25 protein-coding genes are annotated in these 26255 nt (G+C 67.7%); 17 read left to right on the top strand and 8 right to left on the bottom strand.

Features of this window, described 5'->3' with window-relative positions:
* Positions 1 to 5 precede the first annotated feature (5 nt).
* Entirely contained in the window at positions 6 to 923 is a 918-nt protein-coding gene (locus tag ASD37_RS29930) for an SDR family oxidoreductase (protein WP_056560633.1), read from the top strand.
* On the opposite strand, the gene ASD37_RS29925 is transcribed toward ASD37_RS29930, so the two are convergent.
* The 4 genes from ASD37_RS29925 to ASD37_RS29910 are packed head-to-tail and all read right to left on the bottom strand — an operon-like array spanning position 911 to position 3445.
* Positions 911 to 1375, bottom strand: a complete 465-nt coding sequence (locus ASD37_RS29925) for a nitroreductase family deazaflavin-dependent oxidoreductase (protein WP_056560630.1) — start codon at positions 1373 to 1375, stop codon at positions 911 to 913. The genes ASD37_RS29930 and ASD37_RS29925 overlap by 13 nt on opposite strands.
* 39 nt (positions 1376 to 1414) lie before the next feature.
* Complete coding sequence (locus ASD37_RS29920; protein ID WP_056560831.1) at positions 1415 to 1903, bottom strand: nitroreductase family deazaflavin-dependent oxidoreductase; 489 nt, start codon at positions 1901 to 1903, stop codon at positions 1415 to 1417.
* Between the two features lie 10 nt (positions 1904 to 1913).
* Complete coding sequence (locus tag ASD37_RS29915; protein ID WP_056560828.1) at positions 1914 to 2261, bottom strand: hypothetical protein; 348 nt, start codon at positions 2259 to 2261, stop codon at positions 1914 to 1916.
* Positions 2262 to 2281: 20 nt separating this feature from the next.
* The gene (locus ASD37_RS29910) at positions 2282 to 3445 is read right to left on the bottom strand and encodes a steroid 3-ketoacyl-CoA thiolase (protein ID WP_056560627.1); all 1164 of its coding nucleotides are present in this window, start codon (positions 3443 to 3445) and stop codon (positions 2282 to 2284) included.
* 120 nt (positions 3446 to 3565) lie between these two features.
* On the opposite strand from ASD37_RS29910, the gene ASD37_RS29905 reads away from it, so the two are divergent.
* The 9 genes from ASD37_RS29905 to ASD37_RS31260 all read left to right on the top strand — a co-directional run bounded on the left by ASD37_RS29905 (position 3566) and on the right by ASD37_RS31260 (position 13077).
* Complete coding sequence (locus tag ASD37_RS29905) at positions 3566 to 4807, top strand: cytochrome P450 (protein WP_056560623.1); 1242 nt, start codon at positions 3566 to 3568, stop codon at positions 4805 to 4807.
* A 55-nt stretch (positions 4808 to 4862) separates the two neighbouring features.
* Positions 4863 to 5885, top strand: coding sequence for an acyl-CoA dehydrogenase family protein (locus ASD37_RS29900; protein WP_056560620.1), 1023 nt, complete (start codon positions 4863 to 4865; stop codon positions 5883 to 5885).
* The gene (gene fadE29 / locus ASD37_RS29895; RefSeq protein WP_056560618.1) at positions 5870 to 7033 is read left to right on the top strand and encodes an acyl-CoA dehydrogenase FadE29; all 1164 of its coding nucleotides are present in this window, start codon (positions 5870 to 5872) and stop codon (positions 7031 to 7033) included. The genes ASD37_RS29900 and fadE29 overlap by 16 nt, the downstream gene beginning before the upstream one ends.
* A 31-nt stretch (positions 7034 to 7064) precedes the next feature.
* Positions 7065 to 8030, top strand: coding sequence for a bifunctional MaoC family dehydratase N-terminal/OB-fold nucleic acid binding domain-containing protein (locus tag ASD37_RS29890; protein WP_056560614.1), 966 nt, complete (start codon positions 7065 to 7067; stop codon positions 8028 to 8030).
* A complete protein-coding gene (locus tag ASD37_RS29885; RefSeq protein WP_056560611.1) occupies positions 8012 to 8425 on the top strand; it encodes a MaoC family dehydratase in 414 nt (137 codons plus the stop codon). Before ASD37_RS29890 ends, ASD37_RS29885 begins: the two co-directional genes overlap by 19 nt.
* A complete protein-coding gene (locus tag ASD37_RS29880) occupies positions 8422 to 9585 on the top strand; it encodes a lipid-transfer protein (protein WP_056560608.1) in 1164 nt (387 codons plus the stop codon). The genes ASD37_RS29885 and ASD37_RS29880 overlap by 4 nt, the downstream gene beginning before the upstream one ends.
* A gap of 74 nt (positions 9586 to 9659) precedes the next feature.
* Complete coding sequence (locus tag ASD37_RS29875; RefSeq protein ID WP_056560605.1) at positions 9660 to 10742, top strand: hypothetical protein; 1083 nt, start codon at positions 9660 to 9662, stop codon at positions 10740 to 10742.
* Positions 10732 to 11421 (top strand): hypothetical protein, encoded by a 690-nt coding sequence (locus tag ASD37_RS29870; protein ID WP_056560601.1) that lies wholly within the window; start codon positions 10732 to 10734, stop codon positions 11419 to 11421. The genes ASD37_RS29875 and ASD37_RS29870 overlap by 11 nt, the downstream gene beginning before the upstream one ends.
* A 72-nt stretch (positions 11422 to 11493) precedes the next feature.
* The gene (locus ASD37_RS31260; protein WP_082570495.1) at positions 11494 to 13077 is read left to right on the top strand and encodes a serine/threonine-protein kinase; all 1584 of its coding nucleotides are present in this window, start codon (positions 11494 to 11496) and stop codon (positions 13075 to 13077) included.
* A 7-nt stretch (positions 13078 to 13084) separates the two neighbouring features.
* On the opposite strand, the gene ASD37_RS29860 is transcribed toward ASD37_RS31260, so the two are convergent.
* The 3 genes from ASD37_RS29860 to kstD all read right to left on the bottom strand — a co-directional run bounded on the left by ASD37_RS29860 (position 13085) and on the right by kstD (position 16658).
* Entirely contained in the window at positions 13085 to 13990 is a 906-nt protein-coding gene (locus tag ASD37_RS29860; protein WP_082570494.1) for an MPT63 family protein, read from the bottom strand.
* Between the two features lie 111 nt (positions 13991 to 14101).
* Entirely contained in the window at positions 14102 to 14962 is an 861-nt protein-coding gene (locus tag ASD37_RS29855) for a MaoC/PaaZ C-terminal domain-containing protein (RefSeq protein WP_056560595.1), read from the bottom strand.
* A gap of 1 nt (position 14963) precedes the next feature.
* Positions 14964 to 16658, bottom strand: coding sequence for a 3-oxosteroid 1-dehydrogenase (gene kstD / locus ASD37_RS29850; RefSeq protein WP_056560824.1), 1695 nt, complete (start codon positions 16656 to 16658; stop codon positions 14964 to 14966).
* Between the two features lie 71 nt (positions 16659 to 16729).
* On the opposite strand from kstD, the gene ASD37_RS29845 reads away from it, so the two are divergent.
* From ASD37_RS29845 to ASD37_RS29815, 7 genes are read left to right on the top strand one after another with little or no spacing between them, the layout of a single operon-like run.
* Entirely contained in the window at positions 16730 to 17515 is a 786-nt protein-coding gene (locus ASD37_RS29845; protein ID WP_056560592.1) for a 2-keto-4-pentenoate hydratase, read from the top strand.
* A gap of 12 nt (positions 17516 to 17527) precedes the next feature.
* Positions 17528 to 18445, top strand: coding sequence for an acetaldehyde dehydrogenase (acetylating) (locus tag ASD37_RS29840; protein ID WP_056560589.1), 918 nt, complete (start codon positions 17528 to 17530; stop codon positions 18443 to 18445).
* Positions 18442 to 19497 (top strand): 4-hydroxy-2-oxovalerate aldolase, encoded by a 1056-nt coding sequence (gene dmpG, locus ASD37_RS29835; protein ID WP_056560586.1) that lies wholly within the window; start codon positions 18442 to 18444, stop codon positions 19495 to 19497. Before ASD37_RS29840 ends, dmpG begins: the two co-directional genes overlap by 4 nt.
* Positions 19498 to 19522: 25 nt before the next feature.
* Positions 19523 to 20515, top strand: coding sequence for a permease (locus ASD37_RS29830; protein WP_056560582.1), 993 nt, complete (start codon positions 19523 to 19525; stop codon positions 20513 to 20515).
* The gene (locus tag ASD37_RS29825) at positions 20512 to 21219 is read left to right on the top strand and encodes a TIGR03943 family protein (RefSeq protein ID WP_056560580.1); all 708 of its coding nucleotides are present in this window, start codon (positions 20512 to 20514) and stop codon (positions 21217 to 21219) included. Before ASD37_RS29830 ends, ASD37_RS29825 begins: the two co-directional genes overlap by 4 nt.
* Complete coding sequence (locus ASD37_RS29820) at positions 21209 to 22393, top strand: serine hydrolase domain-containing protein (protein WP_056560577.1); 1185 nt, start codon at positions 21209 to 21211, stop codon at positions 22391 to 22393. The genes ASD37_RS29825 and ASD37_RS29820 overlap by 11 nt, the downstream gene beginning before the upstream one ends.
* Positions 22394 to 22424: 31 nt before the next feature.
* Complete coding sequence (locus ASD37_RS29815; protein ID WP_056560821.1) at positions 22425 to 24512, top strand: ATP-dependent DNA helicase RecQ; 2088 nt, start codon at positions 22425 to 22427, stop codon at positions 24510 to 24512.
* Here the strand turns inward: ASD37_RS29815 and ASD37_RS29810 are convergent.
* A complete protein-coding gene (locus tag ASD37_RS29810) occupies positions 24509 to 26176 on the bottom strand; it encodes an HNH endonuclease signature motif containing protein (RefSeq protein WP_056560573.1) in 1668 nt (555 codons plus the stop codon). The genes ASD37_RS29815 and ASD37_RS29810 overlap by 4 nt on opposite strands.
* Positions 26177 to 26255 lie beyond the last annotated feature (79 nt).

The following is a 26255-nucleotide window of genomic DNA, read 5'->3' as shown; positions in this document are numbered from 1 at the left end:
CGTACATGGGCTTGCTTGACGGCCGGGTGGTCATCGTCACGGGATCTGGCGGCGGAATCGGACGCGCGCACGCGCTGGCGTTCGCCGCCGAAGGCGCGCGCGTCGTGGTCAACGACATCGGGGTCGGGCTCGACGGTTCCCCCGCGGGCGGTGGCAGCGCTGCCCAGGCCGTGGTCGACGAAATCACCGCTGCCGGAGGCGAAGCCGTCACCAGCGGAGCCAACGTCGCCGATTGGTCGCAGGCCGAAGGTCTCATCCAGACCGCGGTCGACGCCTTCGGCGGGCTCGACGTGTTGGTCAACAACGCCGGGATCGTCCGCGATCGGATGTTCGCCAACACCAGCGAAGAGGAGTTCGACGCCGTCACCGCCGTGCACCTCAAGGGGCACTTCGCGACGATGAAGCACGCCGCGGCGTACTGGCGCGCCAAGGTGAAGAGCGGCGAGGCCGGCCCCGGCACGCTGGACGCCCGGATCATCAACACCAGTTCGGGTGCTGGCCTGCAAGGCAGTGTGGGACAAGCCAATTACAGTGCGGCCAAGGCTGGCATCGCGGCGCTGACGTTGGTGGCGTCGGCCGAAATGGGGCGCTACGGCGTCACCGTCAACGCCATCGCTCCGTCGGCGCGCACCCGGATGACGGAGACCGTGTTCGCCGAGATGATGTCCACCCAGGACGCGGCCTTCGACGCGATGGCGCCGGAGAACGTCTCACCGCTGGTGGTGTGGTTGGGCAGCAAGGAATCCCGCGACGTCACCGGCCAGGTCTTCGAAGTCGAGGGCGGCAACATCCGCGTCGCGGAGGGCTGGGCGCACGGACCGCAGGTCGACAAGGGTGCCCGGTGGGATCCCGCCGAGCTGGCCCCTGTCGTCACCGACCTGCTCGCGAAGGCGCGGCCGTCGGTGCCGGTCTACGGGGCCTGATCGGGTTCGCACACCACCAGCGGGATCACCCGGTCGGTGGCGTCGCGGTAGCCCTTGTACGGCGGGTACATCTTGACCAGCACCGGCCAGTAGCGCCGCCGCTCCTCGTCGGTAGCGTCCCGCGCCGTCATCGACAGGTGCTGATCGCGAACTTGTACCTGCACAGCGGGATTGGCCTTCAGGTTGAGGTACCACGCGGGATTGCCGTCGCGGCCGCCGAACGACGCCGGGAGGACGACCCTCTCGCCGTCGCGCAGGCACAGCGTGGCCGTGGTCCGCGATTCACCCGACTTGCGACCGGTGGTGGTGAGCAGCGCGGCAGGAAACCACAGCAACTGTGCGCCCAGCTTGCCGTTGGTGCGCTGGTACACCGCGACGTGAGTGCGCGAAAAGTACTTCAGCGCGAGCGCGAGTGCGCCTGAATTGCGGATCTTCTCGGCGACGTCGAACACGGGCTGTACTTAGCCGGGACCGACCCGCCGCAAACCTGCCTACGGGTCGCAGATGACGATCGGGATCTTGCGGTCGGTATAGGACCGGTAGTTGACGAAGTCCGGATACATGGCGTCGAGCTTCGGCCAGTACTCCTCGCGTTCCTCCTCGGTAGCGTCCCGCGCGGTGAGCGCGTGGACCCCGCTCTTGGTCTGGAACGTGACCTTCGGGTTGGCCACCAGGTTCAGGTACCACATCGGGTTGGTCGCCCGGCCGCCCTGCGAGGCGACCAGCACGATTCGCTCGCCCTCCTGCAGGAAGAGCAGGGGGCTGTCGCGGGGTTCGCCCGACTTGCGGCCGATCGTCGTCAGGATCCCGACCTCGGTGCCCTTGAGGAACTTGTTGCCGATCTTGCCCTTGGTCTTCTTGAAGACGAAGGTCTGCGCCTTGGACATCCACTTGATGGCGGTGCCGACCTTGGCCGAGTTCAGGCCTTCGATCTGCTTGGCGTTCAAGGGGCGGGACGGGTCTGACTTCGGGTTTGTCACGGGTGGCACGCTATCGCTTGATGAAGGGTCGGATGTTGGCCCTGATGTGTTGGATCTTGCCGTCGGTGGTGAAGAGGAAGGTCTCGTCGACGTGGGCGCACACCCGTCGGCCGGCAAGCGACGGTTTGGTGATGACGTCGAACTTCGCCCGCAGCGCCTCGCCGACGACGGTGAACTCCGGCGTGGTGGTCTCTTCGATGATCCGGTACTGCGGGCCGCGGTTGAGGCTGCGCCGCAGGTGTTCTCCCGAGAATCCCGTCTTGAGACCTACCTCGACCCGGGTGCAGTCCGGTGCGAATGGGACGTCGTCGGCCCGGTGGTGGGCGAGCGCGCTGATGTAGGCCTGAGCGGCCGCCATGCGGTCGGGGTCAGGCTCCACTAGATCCGCTCGATGATGGTGCCGGTGGACAGCGCGCCGCCGGCGCACATCGTGATCAACGCGGTGCTCTTGTCGGTGCGCTCCAGCTCGTGCAGCGCCGTGGTGATGAGCCGGGCGCCCGTGCTGCCGACCGGATGCCCCAGGGCGATGGCGCCACCGTTGACGTTGACCTTGTCCATGTCGGGGTTGTGCACGCGCGCCCACGACAACACGACCGACGCGAAGGCCTCGTTGATTTCGACGACGTCGACGTCGCCCATCTTCATGCCGGCCTTCTCCAGCACCTTTGCGGTGGACTGAACGGGGCCGTCGAGGTGGTAGTACGTCTCGGCGCCGACGTTCGCCTGGCTGACGATGCGGGCGCGGGGCTTGAGGCCCAAGGCCTTCGCTTTGTCTTCATCCATCCACAGCACGGCGGCCGCACCGTCGGAGATCTGCGACGACGTGCCGGCGGTGTGAATGCCGCCCTCCATGACCGGCTTGAGCTGAGCCAGTCCCTCGAGGGTGGTGTCGCGCAGGCCTTGGTCGCGCGTGACCGGCGCCCGTTCGTCGGTGGGGCGCTTGTTCTCGTCGAGCACCGGCGCGACGATCGGGCTGATCTCGCGGTCGAAGCGGCCTTCGGCCCACGCGACCTTGGCCTTCTGCTGCGAGGCGAAGCCGAAGGCGTCGACGTCCTCGCGGGTGATGCCGCGACGCTTGGCGATCCGCTCTGCAGCGGTGAACTGGTCGGGCATGTCGATGTCCCATGACGACGCCCGGATGATCGAACGGTCCGGTCCGGCGTTGGCGCCGAGGCCGACTCGGCTCATCGCCTCGATGCCACACGCGATGCCGACGTCGATCGCGCCGACGGAGATCAGGCCCGCGATCAGATGGTTGGCCTGCTGGGCGCTGCCGCACTGGCAGTCGATCGTGGTGGCGCCGACGTGTTCGGGCAGACCCGCCGTCAGCCAGCCGACGCGGGTGATGTTGTTCGACTGCTCGCCGAACTGCGTGACACAGCCGCCGATGACCTGTTCGACCAGCCCGGGATCGATGCCCGCCTTCTCGACGAGGGCTCTCTGCGTGAGGCCAAGCAACTCGGTGGCGTGCAGTCCGGACAGCCAGCCGTTGCGCTTGCCGATGGGGCTGCGGGTGGCTTCGACGATGACAGGGTTACCCATTCCGTCAGGCTAGAACACGTTTCATTACTCTGACAAGCTGTGATGCCCCCGCGCCTTTGATCTGCGGTGAAGCCATGTTTTACTGGCACTAGAACACGTTGCAATTAGGAGCGCACACACATGGCACCCCTCAATCTTCCCGCTGACTTCGACTTCCTGGACTCGGCGCTGAATCTCGAGCGCCTTCCCGTCGCGGAGCTCGCGGAGATACGCAAGACCGACCCCGTTCACTGGGTCGACGTACCCGGCGGCACCGGAGGCTTCGGCGACTCGGGCTACTGGCTAGTGGCCAAGCACGCCGACGTGAAGGAGGTGTCGCGTCGCAGCGACGTCTTCGGCAGCTCGCCCGACGGCGCCATTCCGGTGTGGCCGAAGGACATGACGCGCGAGGCGATCGACATGCAGCGCGCGGTGCTGCTCAACATGGATGCGCCGCAGCACACCCGGCTGCGCAAGATCATCTCCCGCGGCTTCACCCCTCGCGCGATCGGCCGGTTGGAGGAGGAGCTCGCCCAGCGGGCTCAGAACATCGTCAAGGCCGCCGCGGCCGAGGGCGGTGGCGACTTCGTCGAACAGGTGTCCTGCGAGCTCCCGCTGCAGGCGATTGCCGGATTGCTCGGCGTGCCGCAGGAAGACCGCGACAAGCTGTTTCGCTGGTCCAACGAGATGACCGCCGGTGAAGACCCGGAGTACGCCGACGTCGACCCGGCACAGTCGTCGATGGAGCTGATCATGTACGCCATGGCGATGGCCGACGAGCGGGGCAAGAACCCCACCGACGACATCGTCACCACGCTCGTCCAGGCAGACATCGACGGCGAGAAGCTCTCCGACGACGAATTCGGCTTCTTCGTGATCATGCTGGCGGTGGCGGGCAACGAGACGACCCGCAACTCGATCACCCACGGCATGATCGCCCTTGCCAACAACCCGGACCAGTGGGAGCTCTACAAGAAGGAGCGCCCGTCCACCGCCGCCGACGAGATCATCCGATGGGCCACCCCGGTGTCGGCGTTTCAACGGACCGCGCTTGAGGACACCGAGCTCGCGGGTGTGCAGATCAAGAAGGGCCAGCGGTTGGTCATGTCGTACCGCTCGGCCAACTTCGACGAAGACGTCTTCGAGGATCCGCACACCTTCAACGTGCTGCGTGACCCGAACCCGCACGTCGGCTTCGGCGGTACGGGTGCGCACTTCTGCATCGGCGCCAATCTGGCGCGGATGACGATCAACCTGATCTTCAACGCCGTCGCCGACCACATGCCGGATCTCAAGTCCGTCGGTGAGCCCGAGCGGCTACGGTCGGGATGGCTCAACGGAATCAAGCACTGGCAGGTCGACTACACGGGCGCGAGCGCCTAGTTCCGATCGGCTTTTCCAACCGGCGGTATTCCCCAAGGAATCAAGGAGGATTCGGGTGGACTTCAGTCTCGACGAAGGACAGCAAGCCGTTGCCGACGTGGTGACGTCTGCGCTCGACAGGGACAACACCTGGGACGCCCTCGTCGCCGGTGGGGTCATCGCCTTCGGCGTGCCGGACCGGCTCGGCGGTGACGGACTGGGGCTTCCCGAGATCACGACCGCGTTGACCGAGATCGGTCGGCACGGCACCGTGAGCCCCGCCCTCGCAACGCTCGGGTACGGCCTGATTCCGCTGCTGGCGTTGGCATCCGACGAGCAGCAGGACCGTTATCTGGCGGGTGTGGCCGCCGGTTCCGTGTTGACCGCGGCGCTCAACGAGCCGGGATCCTCGCTGCCGGAACGGCCGTCGACCAACCTTTCCGGCGGCAAGCTCTCCGGTACCAAGATCGGCGTTCCCCATGCGGGACAAGCTGATTGGATCGTCGTCACGACCGACGACGGCGTCGTCGTCGTGTCGGCGACGGCCGACGGCGTGACGCTGACCAAGACGCCGACCGCGAACGGCTCCGACGAGTACGCCGTGACGTTCGCCGACGTCACCGTGCCGGACTCCGACGTGCTACCCGGCCCAGACGCGGTGCACCGCGTCAACCAGTTGGTGTTGGCGTCGACCGGAGCCTTTGCGGCCGGGCTGGTGGCCGGCGCCCTGCGGCTCACGGCCGACTACGTGGCCAAGCGTGAACAGTTCGGCAGGCCACTGTCGACGTTCCAGACGGTGGCGGCGCAGCTGGCCGAGGTCTACATCGCTTCTCGCACCATCTCGTTGGCCGCGACCTCGGCGATCTGGCGGCTGTCGGAGGGGCGCGACGCGGACGACGACCTCGACGTCCTCGGCTACTGGCTGTCCTCACAGGCGCCACCGGTGATGCAGACCTGTCATCACCTGCACGGCGGAATGGGAATGGACATCACCTATCCCATGAACCGCTACTACTCCACGATCAAGGATCTGACCCGGCTGTTGGGTGGTCCTGCACATCGGCTCGAACTGGTGGGAGCGACATGTACATCGAACTGACCCCCGAGCAGCGTCAGCTGCAGGCTGAAATGCGTCAGTACTTCAGCAATCTCATCTCGGCGGACGAAGCCGCCGAGATGGAGACCGATCGGCACGGCAAGGCCTACCGCGCGATCATCAAGCGGATGGGCTCCGACGGCAAGCTGGGCGTCGGGTGGCCAAAGGAGTTCGGCGGCCACGGTTTCGGCCCCATCGAGCAGCAGATCTTCGTCAACGAGGCGGCGCGGGCCGACGTTCCGCTGCCGGCGGTGACGTTGCAGACCGTCGGCCCGACCCTGCAGAAGTACGGCACCGACCTGCAGAAGAAGAAGTTCCTGCCAGGCATTCTCTCCGGCGACGTGCACTTCGCCATCGGCTACTCCGAGCCGGAGGCGGGCACCGACCTTGCGTCGTTGCGCACCAGCGCGGTTCGCCATGGCGACGAGTACATCGTCAACGGCCAAAAGATCTGGACCACCGGTGGGCACGACGCCGACTACCTCTGGCTGGCCGTCCGCACCGATCCGGAAGCCGTCAAGCACAAGGGCATTTCGATTCTCATCGTCGACACGTCCGACCCCGGTTACTCGTGGACGCCGATCATTCTGTCCGACGGGGCTCACCACACCAACGCGACGTACTTCAACGACGTCCGCGTGCCCGTTGAGATGCTGGTCGGTGAGGAGAACGCCGGCTGGCGCCTCATCACCACCCAGCTCAACCACGAGCGGGTCATGCTCGGACCCGCAGGCAAGGTCGCGGCCATCTACGACAAGGTGCACGCGTGGGCGTCCAAGCCCGGCGGCAACGGCGTCACCCCGATCGAGCACGACGACGTCCTTCGCCTCATCGGTGAGATCAAGGCGATCTGGCGGATCAACGAGCTGCTCAACTGGCAGGTCGCCGCAGGCGGTGAGGAGATCAACATCGCCGACGCCGCTGCCACGAAGGTCTTTGGTACCGAACGCATTCAGAGAGTCGGCCGGCTCGCCGAGGAGATCGTCGGCAAGTACGGCAACCCCGCCGAATCGGCGACGGCCGAGCTGCTCGAATGGCTGGACAGCCAGACCAAGCGCAACCTGGTGATCACCTTCGGTGGCGGCGTCAACGAGGTGATGCGCGAGATGATCGCGGCGTCGGGTTTGAACGTTCCCCGGGTGCCGCGATGAGCCGCTTGCGCGAAGAAAGTTCGGCACGGTAGTGGGCATCGACGACATCCGGGCCGCGGCCGAACGCGTCAAGGCCGAGGGCAAGAGCAAGCCACGGGTCGGCCGTCATCCGGTCAACCAACCGATGATCGACCATTGGACCGACGCCCTCGGCGACGCCAACCCGATCTACCGCGACGAGGAGGCGGCGAAGGCCGCCGGCCACCCGGGCGTCGTCGCACCGCCCGCCATGATCCAGGTGTGGACGATGATGGGCCTGGGCGGCGTCCGCCCGGACGACGATCCGCTCGGCAAGATCCTCGAATTGTTCGACGACGCAGGCTATGTCGGCGTCGTGGCGACCAACTGCGAGCAGACCTATCACCGCTACCTGCGTCCCGGCGAGGAGGTCAGCGTCACCGCCGAGCTGACCGACGTCGTCGGTCCCAAGCGGACGGCGCTCGGCGAGGCGTACTTCATCACGCAGACCATCACGTGGTCCGTGGGTGGGGAGGACGTCGCCGAAATGATGTGGCGCATCATGAAGTTCATCCCCGCGGATGAAGATGCTGCGCCGGCGCCGAGCTCGGTGCCCGACGACCTGGACGCGGACAACGCCATGCGGCCCGCGTCGTCGAAGGACACCAAGTTCTTCTGGGATGGCGTCAACGCCCACGAACTGCGCCTGCAGAAGCGTGCCGACGGCACATTGCAGCATCCGCCGGTTCCCGCCCTCTGGCTAGACAAGGACCAAGAGACGGATTACCAGGTGGCCAGCGGCAAGGGCACGGTGTTCAGCTTCGTCGTGCACCACGCGCCCAAGGTGCCCGGCCGGACCCCGCCGTTCGTCATCGCTCTGGTCGAACTCGAGGAGGGCGTCCGGATGCTCGGCGAGCTCCGCAACGTCGACTCCGCCAGCGTGGAGATCGGAATGCCCGTGCGCGCCATGTACATCGACTTCCCGGCCAACGACGTCGGGCCGGCCTGGACCAACTACGCATGGGAGCCCGTCACGTGAGCGCCGTCGAAGTGGGAGCCAAGCTGCCCGAGCTCAAGCTCTACGGCGACCCGACGTTCATCGTCTCGACGGCCATTGCCACCCGGGACTATCAGGACGTCCACCACGACCGCGACAAGGCGCAGGCGAAGGGGTCCAAGGACATCTTCGTCAACATCCTCACCGACACCGGTCTGGTGGAGCGTTTCATCACCGACTGGGCGGGACCCAACGCGAGGATCAAGTCGATCGGGTTGCGGCTCGGCGTGCCCTGGTACGCCTACGACACGGTGACGTTCACCGGTGAGGTCACCGCCGTGGTCGACGGCGTCGTCACGCTGAAGATCTTGGGGGCCAACAGCCTTGGCGATCACGTCATAGCCAATGCAACGCTCGCGATGGGAGTAGACGCGTGAGCCTCTCCGGCAAGGCTGCGATCGTCGGCATCGGCGCCACCGACTTCTCGAAGAACTCCGGACGCAGCGAGCTGCGGCTCGCGGCCGAGGCGGTTCTCGACGCGCTCGACGACGCGGGGCTCACGCCCGCCGACGTCGACGGCATGACCACGTTCACGATGGACTCCAACACCGAGGTCGCGGTCGCGCGTGCCACCGGTATCGGGGACCTCAAGTTCTTCTCCAAGATCCATCACGGAGGTGGGGCGGCCTGCGCGACGGTGCAGCAGGCCGCGATGGCCGTCGCCACCGGAGTCGCGGACTGCGTGGTCGCCTACCGGGCGTTCAACGAACGCTCCGGCATGCGGTTCGGGCAGGTGCAGATGCGCCTGGTGGAGAACGCCGACTCGACAGGTGTTGACAACTCGTTCTCCTACCCGCACGGATTGTCCACTCCCGCAGCACAAGTCGCGATGATTGCCAAGCGGTACATGCATCTGTCCGGTGCGACTAGTAGGGACTTCGGCGCTATCTCGGTCGCCGACCGCAAGCACGCCGCCAAGAACCCGAAGGCGTACTTCTACGAGAAGCCGATCACCATCGAGGAGCATCAGGCCTCTCGGTTCATCGCCGAGCCGCTGCGCCTGCTCGACTGCTGTCAGGAGACCGACGGAGGCGTGGCGCTGGTGATCGTCTCGGCCGAGCGGGCGAAGGATCTGAAGAACAGGCCGGCGGTCATCGAGGCCGCCGCCCAGGGCGCCAGCCCTGATCAATATTCGATGGTCAGTTATTACCGCCCGGAACTCGACGGCCTCCCCGAGATGGGGCTCGTCGGCAAGCAGATGTGGGCGCAGTCCGGTTTGAAGCCGACCGACATCCAGACGGCGATCCTCTACGACCACTTCACCCCGTTCACCCTGATCCAGCTCGAAGAGCTCGGGTTCTGCGGCTGGGGTGAGGCAAAGGACTTCATCGCCGACGGTGCGATCGAGATCGGCGGACGGCTGCCGATCAACACCCACGGCGGCCAGCTGGGCGAGGCCTACATTCACGGCATGAACGGCATCGCCGAAGGGGTGCGGCAGTTGCGGGGCACCTCGGTGAACCCGGTGCCCGACGTGGAGCACGTCCTGGTTACGGCGGGCACGGGCGTGCCGACCTCGGGGCTCATCCTCGGTTAATCGTGCACTCGGGTGGTCCGAATCGGCGGTAATCTCGACCTACGTAGCAACATCTCGCGGGAGGGAGTCGTGTCGTGGGTGTTCCACCCGACAGCACCCCGTTTGGTTCACAAACGGTGACGGGGCCCGGTTGGCCGAACGTCGACGAGGAGTCTCTGGCTGCCGCCGCGGCGCAGTATGAGGCGCTGGCTGCCAAGATATCCGGCTCGGTGGTGCCCCAGCAGCAGGGTCAGGTGATGAAGATGGCCGACCAGTTCTTGGGGGCCGGTGGCGTCGCCGCCGGTGGGGAGGCGACCACGATCGTCGCCGGTCACGAGGCAAATGCCGCCCAGGCCGCGGCGATCGCCTTGAAGCTGCGGACCATGGAGGCCACCGTCGCCAAGACGAAGATGTTGGTCAACGTCACCGCCCAAGAGGTTCAGCACGAATGCGAGGCGCTGTCGGCGATGCCGTTCGGCAACGCCCAGGAGCTGGTGCAGAGCCGCATCAAGATGGGTCTGTCGCAGAACATCGCCATGGTCAACGCCAACTCGGCCGAACTGGCATCCGGGCTCGGCGTGCCGCCCAACATTCCCAATCCGGGTGCCCCTCCGGGGACCGCTCAGGTGTCGCAGGCCGCGGACAAGGGCTCGCAGCAGGCCATGCAGATGATGATGCAAATGGGCCAGATGGCGATGCAACTGCCGCAGCAGATCGGCGGCATGTTGACCCAGGCTCCGCAGCAGTTGATGCAGCCGCTGCAGCAGATCATGCAGCCGTTGCAGCAGCTGATGTCGGCGGGCGGCAAGGGCGGCACCGGCGCTGGGTCGTCACCGTTCTCGGCGTTCTCCAACCATCCCTTGGCTGGCGGCGGGGGCGCTGGTGCTGGTGGCGGCATGGTGAAGGCGGCGGGTCTGCCGGGGTCCGGTGGGCTGTCACCGCAGTCCCCGGCATTGGCCAGTCTGGTCGGCAGCTCCGGGGACGCGGCGGTACGGCCCGCAGGCGCGAGCGGCGGTGGGATCGCGGGCCTGGCGCCGGTCGCCGCTGGCGCGGGCGGCATGGGTGGCGGCATGGGCATGATGGGCCAGCAGCGCGGCGAAAGCGGAGGCACCGGCTCGACACTGTCCGCTCCGCCGCCGCTGGACTACGGGGAGGAAGAGGTCGACGATGAGTGGTAATCCGATGCAGACACCGGACAACCTGAATTGGGATCCCGCCAGTGTCGAGCTGCCCCCGATTCCATCGCTTCCTCCCGGTGAGGACGCGATGAGCATGACGATCGCCGGAGTGCTGCCGACCTTGGCGGCGTCGATGGCGACGAGCGTGACTGCCTTGCAGACCAAGGAGACCATGTTCGCCGGCAAACTGACGTCGGCTCAGAGCGCCTACGACAACGCCGACGACCAGGGTGGCCAGTCGGTCGGTCAGCTCGGGCAGATGCTGGGTCAGGTAGGGCAGATGGCCCAGCAGGCCGGTGGGCCCGCGCAGCAACTCGGCCAACAGGCAGGCCAATTCGGTTCGATGATTCAGCAGGCCATGCAGTCGGCCCAGGGTGGCGGCGGTTCCCAGGGCAGCTCCGGTGGACAGTCCGGCGGCGGTCAGGGAGCGGGCGGGGCGGGCGCCGCTCCGCCGCAGCAGGCCAGAGACGATGCGGGCGCGGGCCAAGAGCCGTCGTCCGAGCAGCGGGAGTCCGAGCAGCGGGAGCGCGAGGAGCGCGAGCGTGAGGAACGGGAGCGCGCCGGCAGGGACGCTCGGCCTCCGCTCGACCACGCCACCGCCGGTCCCGCACCCCACGGCGCGGGCCCGGCCCCGGTCGCCGCACCGCAACGCGGAGACGGCCTCGAACGCAACATGTGATCGCCGAGCACTACGCTCGTTACTGACGCGTACGCATGTAAATGTCAGACCGAGCGACTCGGAGGTATGGGAATGAGTTCGCCGCCAGACGAGTGGCCGTCTCACCCATCCTTGCCGGACGACGAGTTGACCATCGGTCAGACCTTCGCCGGATACGAGATCGTCGGCTTGCTGGGCTCCGGCGGAATGGGTCGGGTGTACCTCGCGCAACATCCCCGGCTTCCTCGGCGTGACGCGCTGAAGCTGCTTCCTTCGACATGGTCGGCCGACACCGAGTATCGCGCGCGCTTCAACCGCGAGGCAGACCTTGCCTCGACGCTGTGGCATCCCAACGTCGTCGGGGTGCACGATCGCGGTGAGGCGGACGGCCAACTGTGGATTTCGATGGACTACGTCGACGGCCTCGACGCCTCGCGACTCGTGGCCGAACGTCATCCCGCCGGGATGCCCGCCGACGACGTGGCACGCATCGTCACCGCCGTCGCCAGCGCGCTGGACGGTGCTCACAAGCGCGGTCTGCTGCACCGCGACGTCAAGCCGGCCAACATCATGCTGACCCATCTCGACGATGACGGCGAACAGCGAATCCTGTTGACGGACTTCGGCATTGCCCGCGACGTCAACGAGGCCGACGACGTCTCGGCGACGACGACGGGCATCGGGACCGTTGCCTACTGCGCACCGGAGCAACTGTCCGGTGACGAGGTCGGACCCCGCGCCGACCAGTACGCGCTCGCCGCGACGGCGTACCAGCTTCTGACTGGCGAGCCGCTGTTCCCCAGCTCGGACCCCGCCGAGGTGATCTATGACCACCTCAACTCGAAGCCGCCGACGCTGGCGGCGACGCGACCGGAACTCGCCGCGCTCGACCCCGTGCTGACCGTGGCACTGTCCAAGCGACCCGAAAGTCGTTTCGCCCGTTGCTCGGACTTCGCGCGTGCCCTCAGCGAGGCCATCGCGGCGCTGGGTCCGCGTGCAGCCGTCGCGCCCCCGAACTACGGTCCGCCGCCCGCGGGAGACACCTTCGCCAACCTCTTCACCGAGCCGTTGACGGTCGACCCCCGAGCGGTCGCGGGCAAGCCCAAGCGGTTCCCCGTCGGACCCGTCGCCGCCGCGGGCGTCGCGGCGGTAGTCATTGGTGCCCTTGCGGTTTGGGCGCTATGGCCGTCGTCCGGCGAGTCTGACTCGTCGGCGGCCGACACGACGTCGGCCGTGACGTCGACCGTCGATCCCGCAGCGTTGCAACGGCTCCGCGGCGCGATACCTCCGGGTTACTCGTCCAACTCCTGCACGCCGGTCGACGTGCCGCAAGCCGCGGTGGCCAAGGTCGGCTGTAGCCAGAACACCGATGCGGGTGGCCCCCCGGCGTCGACGTTCACGTCGTTCGAGGACGTCGCTGCGCTGCAGACGGCGTTCGGCGCAGTCGTCGCCGACATGCGGGTGGTCAACTGCCCCGGCAACATTCAGTCACCGGGGGCGTGGCGACGCAACGCAACCCCCCAGCTGGTCAGCGGCACGCTCGTCTGCGGTTATCGAGACGGCGTGCCCACCCTGACCTGGACCGACAACGGCAAGCTGATGCTTGCCTCGGTCGACGGCGCCGAGAAGGGTCCCAACCTCGACCAGCTGTACGTCTGGTGGTCGAGCCACTCCTGATCGTGGATCAGGCTGGGGGCGGGACGATCACTGTCGTAGAGGGAGCCGCCGCTGCAGGCGCCGGTGCCATCGCAGGGGCGGGAGCCGGCGCGACCGCTGCGGGCGCGCCCGCGGGCAACGGGGTGCCCTGGCTCCCGGTGGGCGCGGTGCCCTCTTGAACGCTGGCCGGCTGCGGCGCACCCTCGGTGCCAAGCGGCGCGGGAGTCATCGGCGTGGTGCCGGGGACCGGCGTGCCCTGGCTGCCCGCGATCGGGGTGCCCTGGCTACCGGCTGGAATCGGCGTGCCCGCGCTGCCAGCTGGCAGGACGGCGCCCGGCGCGGGGACGGCCTCGGCGCCAATCGGCGCTCCCGGGACTGCTCCCGGCGTGGCCGGGGTCGCCGACGATGCGGGTGACGACGACGAGTAGCTGCCCCCGCCGCGCTGGGTGGGGAGCTGGGGCGGTGGCTGCACCCAGACCGCAAGGTCGTGGCCGCCTGCGTTGTAGACGACGCTGTCTGGCGTGTCGCCGACGACGTCGAAGTACACCTTGCCCGTGGTCTGCTGGCCCTGGGCGAGCGTCGAGGGGTTCACGCCCTGGGGGGTCGCGACCCCGAACAGGACGCGGTAGGTCTCGCCACTCTTGGCGCGCGCGTTGAGATTCGAGACGATCGGCGTGACGCTGCCTTCGATGGCCTGATCCGTTGCGGTGGCTTCCCACAGTGTGCCTGCAACCGGGTAGGGGATCTGGTCGGTACTGGCCTTCAGGTCGGTGATCGTCCAGCCCTGAACGACGTCTCCGTTGGTCAGCCTTGCCTCGTTGCCGATCGTGGTCGTCGTCAGATCATCGGCGGCGGCGGTCGGCGTTCCGATGAACCCGATGCAGCCGAACGCGGCAGCGGCGGCGACGGTAGCCAGTCCGTTGGTGATCTTCACGTGAAGTGCCCTCCCCATAAGTGCTGAAAACGACGACTTTCCCGACGGGAACAGTCGTACGCCTGAAGCTATCAGGTCCGGAGTGGGTGTCAGGTCACCAAATTTCGCGGACTACGCGGGGGTCAGCTCCACGCCCGAGAGAACCACCGCGTCGTCGCGCTCCGGTGCCACGAAGACGGCGAGCAACCGTCCGTCGTCCTCCCACACCCGTGCCACCAGGGTTTCGCCGGGAAATAGCACCCCGGCGAAACGGGCCCCGTACGACCCAACGCGGGACACGTCACCGTCGAGGAACCGGTCGACGAGCGCCTTCGCGGCGATGCCGTAGGTGCACAGCCCATGCAGGATCGGCTTCGGAAAACCTGCCGCGGCGGCAAATTCGGGGTCGGAGTGCAGCGGATTGCGATCACCACAGAGGCGGTACAGCAGCGCCTGCTGCGGCAGCGTCGGGATGGACAGCTCCACGTCGGGGGCACGGTCCGGTGGTTCGGCGGACGTCGAGGCACCGCGCTCGCCACCGAAGCCGCCCTCGCCGCGGGCGAAGATGGAGCGCTTCTGGGTCCAGAGCAGCTCGCCGTCGGGGGTGGTCACCGTAGTCTCCGACCAGATCACCGCCGCCTTGCCCTTGTCCCAGATGTCGGTGAAGCGGGTGACCGCCCGTCCCGTCCCCGACGGCGGGATGGGACCGGGAACGGTGACGGCCTCGCTGGCGTGCAGCACCTTGGAGAGTTCGATGTCGATGCCGGGAAAGCTCACCGTCGGCGCCGCGGTCTCGTGGAACGTCTGCGCCACGCTGCCGAACGTCGGCAGCACCTGAGGCGTGCCGTCGGTGAGATAGCGGAGCTCGCGGGGGTCGAGGGGATCCGCGCCCGCCCCGAGGCCGAGGTGGTAGAGCTGAACGTCGCTGCTGCTCCAGGAGAACTCGACCGGTGGAAGCTCGGCGCCGAGGGCTTCGTCGAGGTTGATCGGCACGTCAGACCGTCCCGACCGGGCTGGCGGCCAAGTGCAGCGCGGCGAGGTATCCAAACGTCATGGCGGGGCCGATGGTCCCGCCGGGACCCGGGTAGGTGTGGCCCATCACCGGTGAGCTGACGTTGCCTGCCGCGTACAGCCCGTCGATGACCGATCCGTCGTCGCGCAGCGCCCGGCCGTTGACGTCGGTGCGGACGCCGCCCTTGGTGCCGAGGTCGCCCGGCACCATCTTGGCCGCGTAGAACGGGCCGTGGTCGATCTCGCCAAGGTTCGGGTTGGGCTTGATGGTCGGGTCGCCGTAGTAACGGTCATACGCGCTCTCGCCGCGATGGAAGTCCTCGTCGACGCCCGAGCGCGCAAAGCCGTTGAACCGCGCAATCGTGTCCTTTAACTCACCAAGCGGCAGGCCGGTCTTCTCGGCCAATTCCTCGAGCGTGTCGGCCTTGACGACGACGCCCGATTCCAGCCACTTCTTTGGAATGCGTTGTCCCGGTTGCAGACCCGCAAAGATGTAGCGGTCGCGGTACTGCTGGTCGAAGACCAGCCAGGCGGGGACGTTCTCGCCGGGTCCTTCGCCCTGGCCGAACTTTCCGCCGTACATCCAGTGGCACGCCTCGACGTACGGCATCGACTCGTTCATGAAGCGCTTGCCACTGGTGTTGACGATGATCGAACCGGGGGAGTTGCGTTCGGACAGCGCGAACCACGGCGCTCCGACCAGTGGCACCGTCGGACCCCACCAGGAGTCCTCCATCATTTCCAGTGCGGCCCCAAGCTTCTCGGCGGCCTGGATGCCGTCGCCGGTGTTGGCAATCGCGCCGACGGTCCATTCGGTGGTGATCGGAGCGCGCTGGTACTTCACGCGCATTTGTTCGTTGTGCTCGAAGCCGCCGCTGCCGAGGATGACACCCCGGCGAGCGCGAATCAGCCGTGGCTCGGCGCTCTCCGGTTCGGTGGTGTCGCGCACGTACACGCCACGCACGACGCCGTCCTCGACGTACAGGTCGGTCAGTGCGGTGTTGAGTTCGACTGGCACACCGGCCTTTTGGAGGCCGATCCGCATCGGTGCGATGAGGGCGCGTCCCATGCCAACCAGATTCTTGCCTCTGGACTTCGCCCAGGTCGCGCGGATGCCGACCTTGAGGCTGCGCAGGACGCCGCGCGGGTGACGCTTCAATTGGTTCAGCCGCACGTAGTCCTGCTGCATCACCACCATGTTCATCGGCACCTTGCCGTACGGCGGCTCGAGCCCCTTCTCGTCGGCGCCGAGTTTCTTGGCGTCGAACGGCTTCGGCTCCACCGACCGGCCGGTGGGCTTGCCGCCCGCGGCCTCGGGGTAGTAGTCGGAGTACCCGGGGACCCAGCACAGCTTCAACGGCGAGTGCTTCAACACGAACGACAGCATCTCCGGGCCGCGGTCCAGGTAGGTGTCGATCTTCTCCGGCTCGACGGCGTCGCCGATGATCGTGTGCAGGTAGGTGCGGGCCGCCTCGGCGGTGTCCTTCACCCCGTCCTTCTTGAGGACTTCGTTGTTCGGAATCCACACGCCGCCACCTGACCGCGCAGTGGAACCTCCATAGTGAGGAGCCTTCTCGACGACTAATGTCGAGAGTCCCTGGTGGGCGGCGGTAAGTGCGGCCACCATGCCGGCGGCGCCGCTTCCGACCACGACGACGTCGTACTCCTGTTGGGTCATGTAGAACACGTTATAGAATTGCCCGGCCGGCCCACAACTGTGCCGGTCGACGAAACGAGGGGACTTCACCGATGTTGTCGTCTGAAGTGCGTGCCGACTTGGCCGCCGAGCTGGCCGAGGCCGAGCGCGGCAAGGTGCCGATGAAGCCGCTGACCGACCGGTATGCCGATTTGGACATGGTGGACGCCTACGAGATCCAGCTGCTGAACATCCGGGCGCGGGTGGCTGCCGGTGCCCGGGTTGTCGGGCACAAGGTGGGGCTGTCCTCGGAGGCGATGCAGAAGATGATGGGCGTCGACGAGCCGGACTACGGTCACCTGCTCGACGACATGGAGGTCTTCGAGGACCGGCCGGTTCCGGCCGGGAAGTTCCTCTATCCGCGGGTCGAGGTCGAGGTCGGCTTCATCCTGGCCGACGATTTGCCGGGCGCCGGATGCACCGAGGACGACGTGCTCGCTGCGACGGCGGCGTTCGCGCCGTCGATCGAGTTGATCGACACCCGGATCACCGACTGGAAGATCAAGTTGGGTGACACGATTGCCGACAACGCGTCGTCGGCGGGGTGGGTGCTGGGCACCGACCGGGTGTCGCCGAAGGACGTTGACATCAAGAACATCGACGCAGTGTTGACCCGCAACGGTGAAGTCGTCGCCGAGGGGCGCAGCGATGCGGTGCTCGGCAACCCGGTGACGGCGGTGGCGTGGTTGGCGCGCAAGGTCGACCAGTTTGGGGTGCGGTTGCGGGCGGGGGACATCGTGTTGCCCGGGTCGTGCACGCGGGCGATCGACGCGCGTCCGGGTGACGACTTCGTCGCCGATTTTCTGGGGCTGGGTTCAGTCCGTCTGTCGTTCGAATGAGGAGCTTCTTTCATGGGAAATAAGGCCACCGTCGCGATCGTCGGGTCCGGCAACATCAGTACCGACCTGCTCTACAAGCTGCTGCGCTCGGAGTGGTTGGAGCCGCGCTGGATGATCGGCATCGACCCCGAGAGCGAGGGGTTGGCGCGGGCCCGCAAACTCGGGTTGGAGACCAGCCACGAGGGGGTGGATTGGCTGCTCGCACGCGATGAGAAGCCCGATCTGGTGTTCGAGGCGACCAGTGCGTATGTCCATCGCGACGCCGCGCCGCGCTACGCCGAGGCGGGTATCCGCGCGATCGACCTGACCCCGGCCGCCGTTGGGCCAGGGGTGATCCCGCCGGCGAACTTGCGTGAGCATCTCGACGCGCCGAACGTGAACATGGTGACCTGTGGTGGGCAGGCCACGATCCCGATGGTGCACGCGGTGTCCCGGGTGGTCGACGTGCCCTACGCGGAAATCGTGGCGTCGGTGTCCTCGGCGTCGGCCGGGCCGGGCACGCGGGCCAACATCGACGAGTTCACCAAGACCACCAGCCGGGGGGTGGAGGTGATCGGTGGGGCCGCGCGTGGCAAGGCGATCATCATTCTGAATCCGGCTGAGCCGCCGATGATCATGCGCGACACCATCTTCTGTGCGATTCCCGAAGACGCCGATCAGGATGCGATCACCGCGTCGATCAAGGAGGTGGCGGCGCAGGTGCAGACCTATGTGCCGGGATACCGGTTGCTCAACGAGCCGCAGTTCGACCCGCCGTCGACCCATTCCGGTGGGTACGCGTTGGTGACGGTGTTCGTCGAGGTGGAGGGGGCCGGGGACTATTTGCCGCCGTATGCGGGGAACTTGGACATCATGACCGCGGCGGCGACGAAGGTCGGCGAGGAGATCGCGAAGGAAGTTCTGGCTGCGACTACTGGAGGTCACGCATGAGCACCGAGGTCTTCTTCGATGCGAGCTGGGACGTCCGGATGACCGATACGTCGCTGCGCGACGGGTCTCATCACAAGCGGCATCAGTTCACCAAGGACGAAGTGCAGTCGATCGTCTTCGCCTTGGACGCAGCCGGTGTGCCGGTCATCGAGGTCACCCACGGTGACGGGCTTGGCGGGTCGAGCTTCAACTACGGGTTCTCCAAGACCCCGGAGCAGGAGCTGATCAAGCTGGCCGCCGAGACGGCCACGAACTCCAAGATCGCCTTCCTGATGCTGCCCGGACTGGGCACCAAGGAGGACATCAAGGAGGCCCAGCAGAACGGTGGCTCGATCTGCCGGATCGCCACCCACTGCACCGAGGCCGACGTCTCGATCCAGCATTTCGGGTTGGCCCGTGAGCTGGGGTTGGAGACCGTCGGGTTCTTGATGATGGCCCACACCACTGCGCCGGAGAAGCTCGCCGCGCAGGCCAGGATCATGGCCGACGCGGGTTGTCAGTGCGTCTACGTGGTGGATTCCGCGGGTGCGTTGGTTCTCGAAGGTGTCTCGGATCGGGTGGAGGCGTTGGTCGCCGAGCTTGGCGACGACGCGCAGGTCGGTTTTCACGGGCACGAAAACCTTGGGCTCGGGGTGGCCAACTCGGTGGCGGCGGTCAGGGCGGGCGCCAAGCAGATCGACGGCAGCACCCGGCGCTTCGGTGCGGGTGCGGGCAATGCGCCGGTGGAGGCGATGATCGGGGTGTTCGACAAGATCGGTGTGAAGACCGGGATCGACTTCTTCGAGATCGCCGACGCCGCGGAGGACGTGGTGCGTCCGGCGATGCCCGCGGAGTGTCTGTTGGATCGCAACGCGTTGGTGATGGGCTATTCCGGGGTGTACTCGAGCTTCCTCAAGCACGCCATCCGTCAGGCCGACCGCTATGGCGTGCCTGCGCATCAGCTGCTGCACCGCGCTGGGCAGCGCAAGCTCATCGGCGGCCAGGAAGACCAGCTCATCGACATTGCGCTGGAGATCAAACGCGAACAGGACGCCGCGGCCCAACCGTCCTGACAGAAACGCGAGGCAGGATGGGGCCGTGACTTCGGCCCCGCCCCAGAGTCGACGACGCGTCGGTTCACTCGAGGTTTTGCTGGTCGGCTTGATCGCGCTGGCGTTGTCCGCCGGAGTCGTCAGCGGGTTCGTCGCAGGCAATTCGGGGCTGCGGACGGCCGCGACGGTGTTCTGTGGCGTGTTCGTCCAGGCCCTCCCGTTCCTGGTGCTCGGTGTGGTGGTCAGCGGTTTGATCGCCGCGTTCGTCAGCGCCGAGCGGTTGCAACGGTGGCTGCCGCGCCGGCCCGCTCTGGCCGTTGCGGTCGCCGGCGTCGGCGGCGCCGCGCTGCCGGGGTGCGAGTGCGGCTCCGTTCCGGTGGCTCGCAGGCTCTTCGGGCCCGGCACCAACGGCGCGGCCGCCCTGACGTTCATGCTGTCCGCGCCGGCGATAAACCCGGTGGTGCTGGTCGCGACGGCCGTGGCGTTCCCGGGCCAGCCGGCCATGGTGCTCGCGCGGTGCGTGGCCTCGCTGGCGACCGCCGTCGTCATGGGTCTGCTGTGGTCGCGGTTCGGCAAGAACGAGTGGGTCACCCGCGACCTGCCCGCGGCAGCGCCGGACGGATCGTCGCGCTGGGCGGTGTTCACCGAGGCGGCGCGGCACGACTTCCTGCAGGCCGCTTCCTATTTGGTGCTGGGGGCGGCCGCCGCGGCAGCGCTGCACGTGCTGGTTCCGGCGTGGGTGTTCGAGCACCTCGCGGGCAACCTCGTGGTCGGGGTCGTCACGATGGCACTTCTCGCGGCGGTTCTTGCCCTGTGCTCGGAGGCCGACGCCTTCGTCGTTGCAAGCCTGACGATGGTTCCGCTGGTGCCGCGGCTGGTGTTCCTCGTCGTCGGACCGGCGTTCGACGTGAAGTTGGCCGCGATGCAGGCGGGCATGTTCGGCCGTGCCTTCGCGCTGCGCTTTGGTCCCGCCACGTTGGTGGTGGCCAGCGTCATCGCGACCCTCGTCGGGTTGGCGATCCTCGGCGGTGGCTCGTGAGCCGGGTGACCCAGAATCTGGTGCTGCTGCTGGTCGGGCTGAGCACCGCGGTGATGCTGGCGAAGGGCACCTACCTGAACTACGTGAAGCCCGCACTGCTGCCGTGGCTAGCGGTCGCGGCGGCCGTGCTGGTGACGCTCGGCCTGGTGGCGATCGTGCGCGACCTGCGATCGGCTCGAAACGAGCACCGGGACGAGCACGGCCATCGGCACCAGCCGTGGCTCGGCTGGCTGCTGCTGATTCCCATCGCGATGGTCGCCTTCGTCGTCCCTCCGCCCCTTGACGCCAGTGGCGCCACGTCGGCCCCCGTCAACGCACCGCAGCGACGCGCCTTTCCACCACTGCCCGCAGGTGACGCACCGACGGTCTCGCTCCCAGAGGTGGTGATGCGGGCCGCTGCCGACTCCACGAATTCGCTTGCCGGACGGTCGATCACGCTCACCGGGTTCACGTTGCACGGTTCGGACCAAGTCGACCTGGCGCGGGTCGTCATCGTCTGCTGCGCAGCCGACGCCCAGCTCGCCCGCATCCACCTGACCGGGCCGGCGGCCCCCACCGTCGCCGACCACCCCGAGGACACCTGGCTCCAGATCGAAGGTCAGATCGTGCCCGGCTCGTCACACGCAGAGGACGGTTTCATCCCAACCATGACGGTCACCAGCGCCACACCAGTCGACAAGCCTGCCAACACATATGCCTACTGACATTTCCGGTTTCGCCGACGAGGGCTTCGGGCCGGTCGCCGACGCCTTCGCCGAGAACTTCCGTCGCGGCACCGAGATGGGCGCGGCGTGCGCCGTCCATCACGACGGCAAACTGGTGGTCGACCTGCACGGCGGCGTCGCGGACGTCACCACCGGAAGGCCTTGGGCGGCAGACACTCTCACCATCGGCTTCTCCGTCTCCAAGGGTCTGATGGCGCTGTGCGGGTACCTCGCGCATCAACGCGGGCTGCTCGACTTCGACGCGCCCGTCGCATCGGTGTGGCCGGAGTTCGCCGCACAGGGCAAGCAGGACATCGTGATTCGTGACGTGTTCGCACATCGGGCGGGTTTGATGGCGTTGGACGCCGATCTCACGCTCGAGGACGTGCTGGCGTGGGAGCCGGTGATCCGGGCCATCGAGGCGCAGCGTCCGCTGTGGGAGCCAGGGACCGCGTTCGCCTATCACGCGCTGACGTTCGGCTGGCTCACCGGCGAGATCCTGCGCCGCGCCACCGGAATGATGCCGGGCGCATTGCTCGCCGCGTGGTTGACCGACCCGCTCGGCGTCGACGCCTGGATCGGGTTGCCGTGGGACCTCGAGCATCGGGTGGCCAGGATGCACGCGCCGCGGTCGCGGTTGCTGCGGACCGGCTACCGCGCGATGCCCGCCATCCTGCGCCGCATCGGAAAGGCCCCCGCGGTACGTACCGTCACCCTGGGTTCGGCGTTCCCCTTCTCGCTGATCGACGGCTGCGCCCGCGACTTCAACACACCGGCCGTGCACGCCGCCCAGATCCCGGCGGCCAACGCGATCCTCGACGCCCGGGCCCTGGCGACGATCTACGCCTCGGCGGTGGCACCCCTGACCGGCTCGCCCCTGTTGTCCGCGGCCTCCGCCGCCGACGCCGTCACCGTGCGCTCGGTGGGGGACGGCTGGTCCGCCGCACTCAGCCCGCCGGGGATCCGATTCTCGACGGGCTTCCTGGTCAACGGCATCCCGTTCCGTCCGCTGCTGTCCGATTCGTCGTTCGGGCACGACGGCGCCAGCGGCAGCCTCGGGTTCGCGGACGCCGACAGCAAGACCGGCTTCGGGTACGTCAACAACCTCATCTCGCCGCGGGATCACCGCGCGAACGACCTCAGTGCCGCCCTGCGACGCTGCCTCGGCCTCTAGGACGTCGGACCGTACGGGCACCATGTACGTCATGGCGACCCGCGAGCACGCTCAGACCATCCTCGAGCAGCTGGCTGGACCACAGGCCGTCCTGCGCGACGACCAGTGGATCGCCATCGAGGCGCTCGTCGTCCAGCGGCGCCGCGCGCTGGTCGTGCAGCGCACCGGGTGGGGCAAGTCGGCGGTGTACTTCATTGCCGCCAAGCTGCTGCGCGCGAGCGGACACGGTCCGACGGTCATCGTGTCGCCGCTGCTGGCGCTTATGCGCAACCAGGTTCAGGCGGCCGACCGGGCCGGCGTCCGCGCCGCCACCATCAACTCGAGCAACGTCACCGACTGGGCCGAGATCCACGAGCGCGTGCGGGGCGGCGACCTCGACGTCCTGCTGGTCAGTCCGGAGCGGTTGAACAATCCCGACTTTCGTGACCAGGTGCTGCCCGCTCTGGCGCACGACGCCGGCCTCGTCGTGGTCGACGAGGCGCACTGCGTGTCGGACTGGGGCCACGACTTCCGGCCGGACTATCGGCGTATCCGCACGTTGATCGCCGAACTGGGCACCGACGTCCCCGTGCTCGCCACCACGGCGACGGCCAACGACCGCGTCGTCGACGACGTGGCAAGTCAGCTCGGGGTCGGCGGCAAGGACACCCTGGTGCTTCGCGGCGGGCTGGACCGCGAGTCGCTGCGGCTGTCGGTGGTCAAGGCAGGCAACCCGGCCCAACGAGCGGCTTGGCTTGCCGCGCACATTGATTCACTTCCCGGGTCGGGCATCGTGTACACGTTGACCGTGGCTCAGGCGAACGACGTCGCGACGCTGTTGCGTGACCAGGGACACCCGGTGGCCGCCTACACCGGAGCCACCGAGACCTCGGAGCGCGAGCAGTTGGAGGGGGATCTGCTGGCCAACCGCGTCAAGGCGCTGATCGCCACCTCGGCGCTCGGCATGGGCTTCGACAAGCCCGACCTGGGGTTCGTCGTCCACCTGGGCGCGCCGTCCTCGCCGATTGCGTACTACCAGCAGGTCGGCCGCGCGGGCCGGTCGACGGCAAGTGCCGAGGTGGTGCTGCTGCCCGGTCACGAGGACCAAGACGTGTGGCGTTACTTCTCGTCGGTGGCGTTTCCGTCAGAGGCCATGGTGCGCAACGTGATCGACGCGTTGGAGTCCGAGCGGCCGCAGTCGACGCCCGCGCTCGAACCGTTGGTGGATCTGGGCCGGACGCGGCTGGAGATGGTGCTGAAGGTGCTCGACGTCGACGGGGCGGTGCGGCGGGTGAAGGGCGGCTGGATCGGCACAGGGGTGCCGTGGGAGTACGACGAGGCGCGGTACCGAAAGCTCGACGAGGCGCGCAAGCGCGAGCAGCAGGCGATGCTCGACTACCAGGTGACCGAGGGGTGCCGGATGGCGTTCCTGCGTGGGCAGTTGGACGATCCGGAGCTCGCAGAGGGTGAACGTTGCGGTCGCTGCGACAACTGCACCGGCAAGCAGTACGACGCCTCGGTCGACCCGTCCTCGGCCGAGGACACCCGCCAGCGGCTGATGCGGCCCGGCGTGGAGATCGCGCCGCGCAAGCAGTGGCCGTCCGGCCTGGCCAAGCTTGGGGTCAGCCTGAGCGGCAAGATCGGTGACGGCCCGGCGCCGGGTCGGGTGATCGGCAGGCTGACCGATCTCGGCTGGGGGGCACGGCTGCGGCGACTGCTCGACGAGCCGGACGCCGAGGTGCCTGCGGAGGTGGTGCAGGCGGCGGTAAAGGTGCTGGCGTCGTGGGAGTGGTCGACGAGGCCGACCGCGGTGCTGGCGATGGACTCCGATCGGCATCCGCTGTTGATCGGCTCGCTGGCCCGCGAGCTGTCACGGCTCGGTCGGCTGACCGACCTCGGCACGCTGCAGTACGCGCCGGAACGCCGCCCGGTGACGGCGGCCAACTCTGCCTACCGGGTGGCGGCGCTGCACGGTGCCTGGCTGGCGCCCGATCCTGCCGTGATCGCCAGCGCGGCCGGACCGGTGCTGCTGGTCGACGACATGACTGACACCGGGTGGACGCTGACGATGGCCGCACGCGTGGTCAGGGCTGCGGGCGCGTCGGAGGTGTTGCCCTTCGCACTGGCCAGCACCAGCTAGCCCGCTTCGTTGAGTTCGCGTTCGCGTTGGATGCGGTTGGCGCGGTCTTGGGCGCGGGTGGTCTTGCGGCGTGGCATTGTCAGCCCGGCCGTGTGTGCTGTGGGCACCCGGCTCGCCTGAACGGTCTTGGTGGGTTCGGACAGTTCGGGGAAGAGCAGGCGGCTGCCCGGTGTGGTGATGTGTTGTCGGTCGTCGGGTGCGGTCCACACTATGGTGCCGTCGTCGAGTTGCTCGTCGCGCCAACCACTTTGGCCACCCCAGAATGTTTTCAGCAAGTGGTGTCTTCGGCATAGACATTTCAGGTTGGATGCGGCCGTGGGCCCGTATGGCCACGGGATCGTGTGGTCGACGTCGGTATGGGTGGCGGGTACTTTGCAGCCGGGGAAGCGGCAGGTCATGTCGCGGCAGCGGACGAAGTCGGCCAGCTTCTTGGAGGGGCGGTATCGGGGTTCGGGTGGGGCTTGTCCGGGGTGCACGATTGGGGTGATGGTGGCCCCGACGGTGGCGCGGCACGCGATCGCCCCGGGCACGAACTGTCCACCCATCAGCGCGGCGGGCCGCAGCTGGGTGAGCCGGCCCGGGTTGGGGGTGAGGGCTTCGGTGAGGGTCAGTTCGCGCAGTGGCTTGGTGAACAGGGCTGGGGGTTCGCCGTCGAGGGCGGTGCGCTCGTTGGCGGGGTCACTGGGGAGGTGCGCGCGGGACTCGCAATGTGGTGCAGCGTGGCTCGAGCGGTCAGCGCCCTCCTGTGCAGAGTCCGCGCGGCTCTCCGGCGGCTCTGAATTTCCGCTTGGCGAGACGTCGTCGGGGTCGGGAACGGTGGGGGTCGGCGGTGGGGGTGGGGCCGGTACCTCGGGTTCGCGGAGGGTGTCCGCGCTCGCGATCACGTAGACCACCACCCCGGTGGAGGGTGGGTTCTCACCTGCGGGGCAGTTGTCGGTGTTGCAGAGGCATGCCAGGCGGTCGTTGCCGTGGGATATGGCTCCGATGGCGTCGGCGCGGCGTTGGTCCTTGGTGCGGGGGTCGGCGGGGCACACGGTCTTGGCGATCGCACTCAACCGCGCGTCGAAGGCTTTGGCGTCGGTGGCGAACAGGGTGGCGAACACCGTGGCCATTCCGCTGCCGTCGTCGTCGCCGACGTCCACGGACCGGCCACGCGCCCGGGTCTCGGTGCGGTGCACGGCCTGCGGGTCGACCTGGGCGACGAACGCGTCGACGGTCTTCTCGAGTGTTGCCGTCGACATGGGTTCGCGGGTGCTCAGCGCCTCGGCCAACAACTTGTCCAATTCGTGCAGGGCGTCGGGGTCGACGACCAGGGCGCCGCGCTGCACGACCGTCCGGACCAGTTGGTAGGTGATGAGCCCTTCGGCGAACACGGCGGCGACCAGCGGGAAGCGTTCGTGCAGCGCGACGGCGATGAGGAGTTGGTTGGAGGCGGCGCCGTGGGTGATGCGTTGGGCGGCGCCGATGTGGGCGGCGACGGCGTCCCAGGTGTCCAAGCACCATTGGTCGCGTTCGGCGGATCCGTCGGCGGCGCAGGCGGCCTGGAACATGGATGCCATCGCCGCGACCCTGCGGGCGCAGGCGGCCGACTCCACCCGCGACCACGACTCCACCGCGCCGGCACCCGAGGTGTCAGCCGTAGCGGCAACCAGTGAGTCGAACATGCGTTCGAATTTACTCCCGCCGGCCCCAGGCTGCGCCGGGATTCTCGCCGTAGACCCCGATCTGGGGATGAATCACGGA

Origin of the sequence: Mycobacterium sp. Root135 (assembly GCF_001426545.1) — a bacterium.
In the GTDB taxonomy this organism is placed as follows: Bacteria; Actinomycetota; Actinomycetes; order Mycobacteriales; family Mycobacteriaceae; genus Mycobacterium.
Note: the sequence above shows the minus strand (reverse complement) of the source record. Positions and strands in the feature narration are given on the sequence as shown.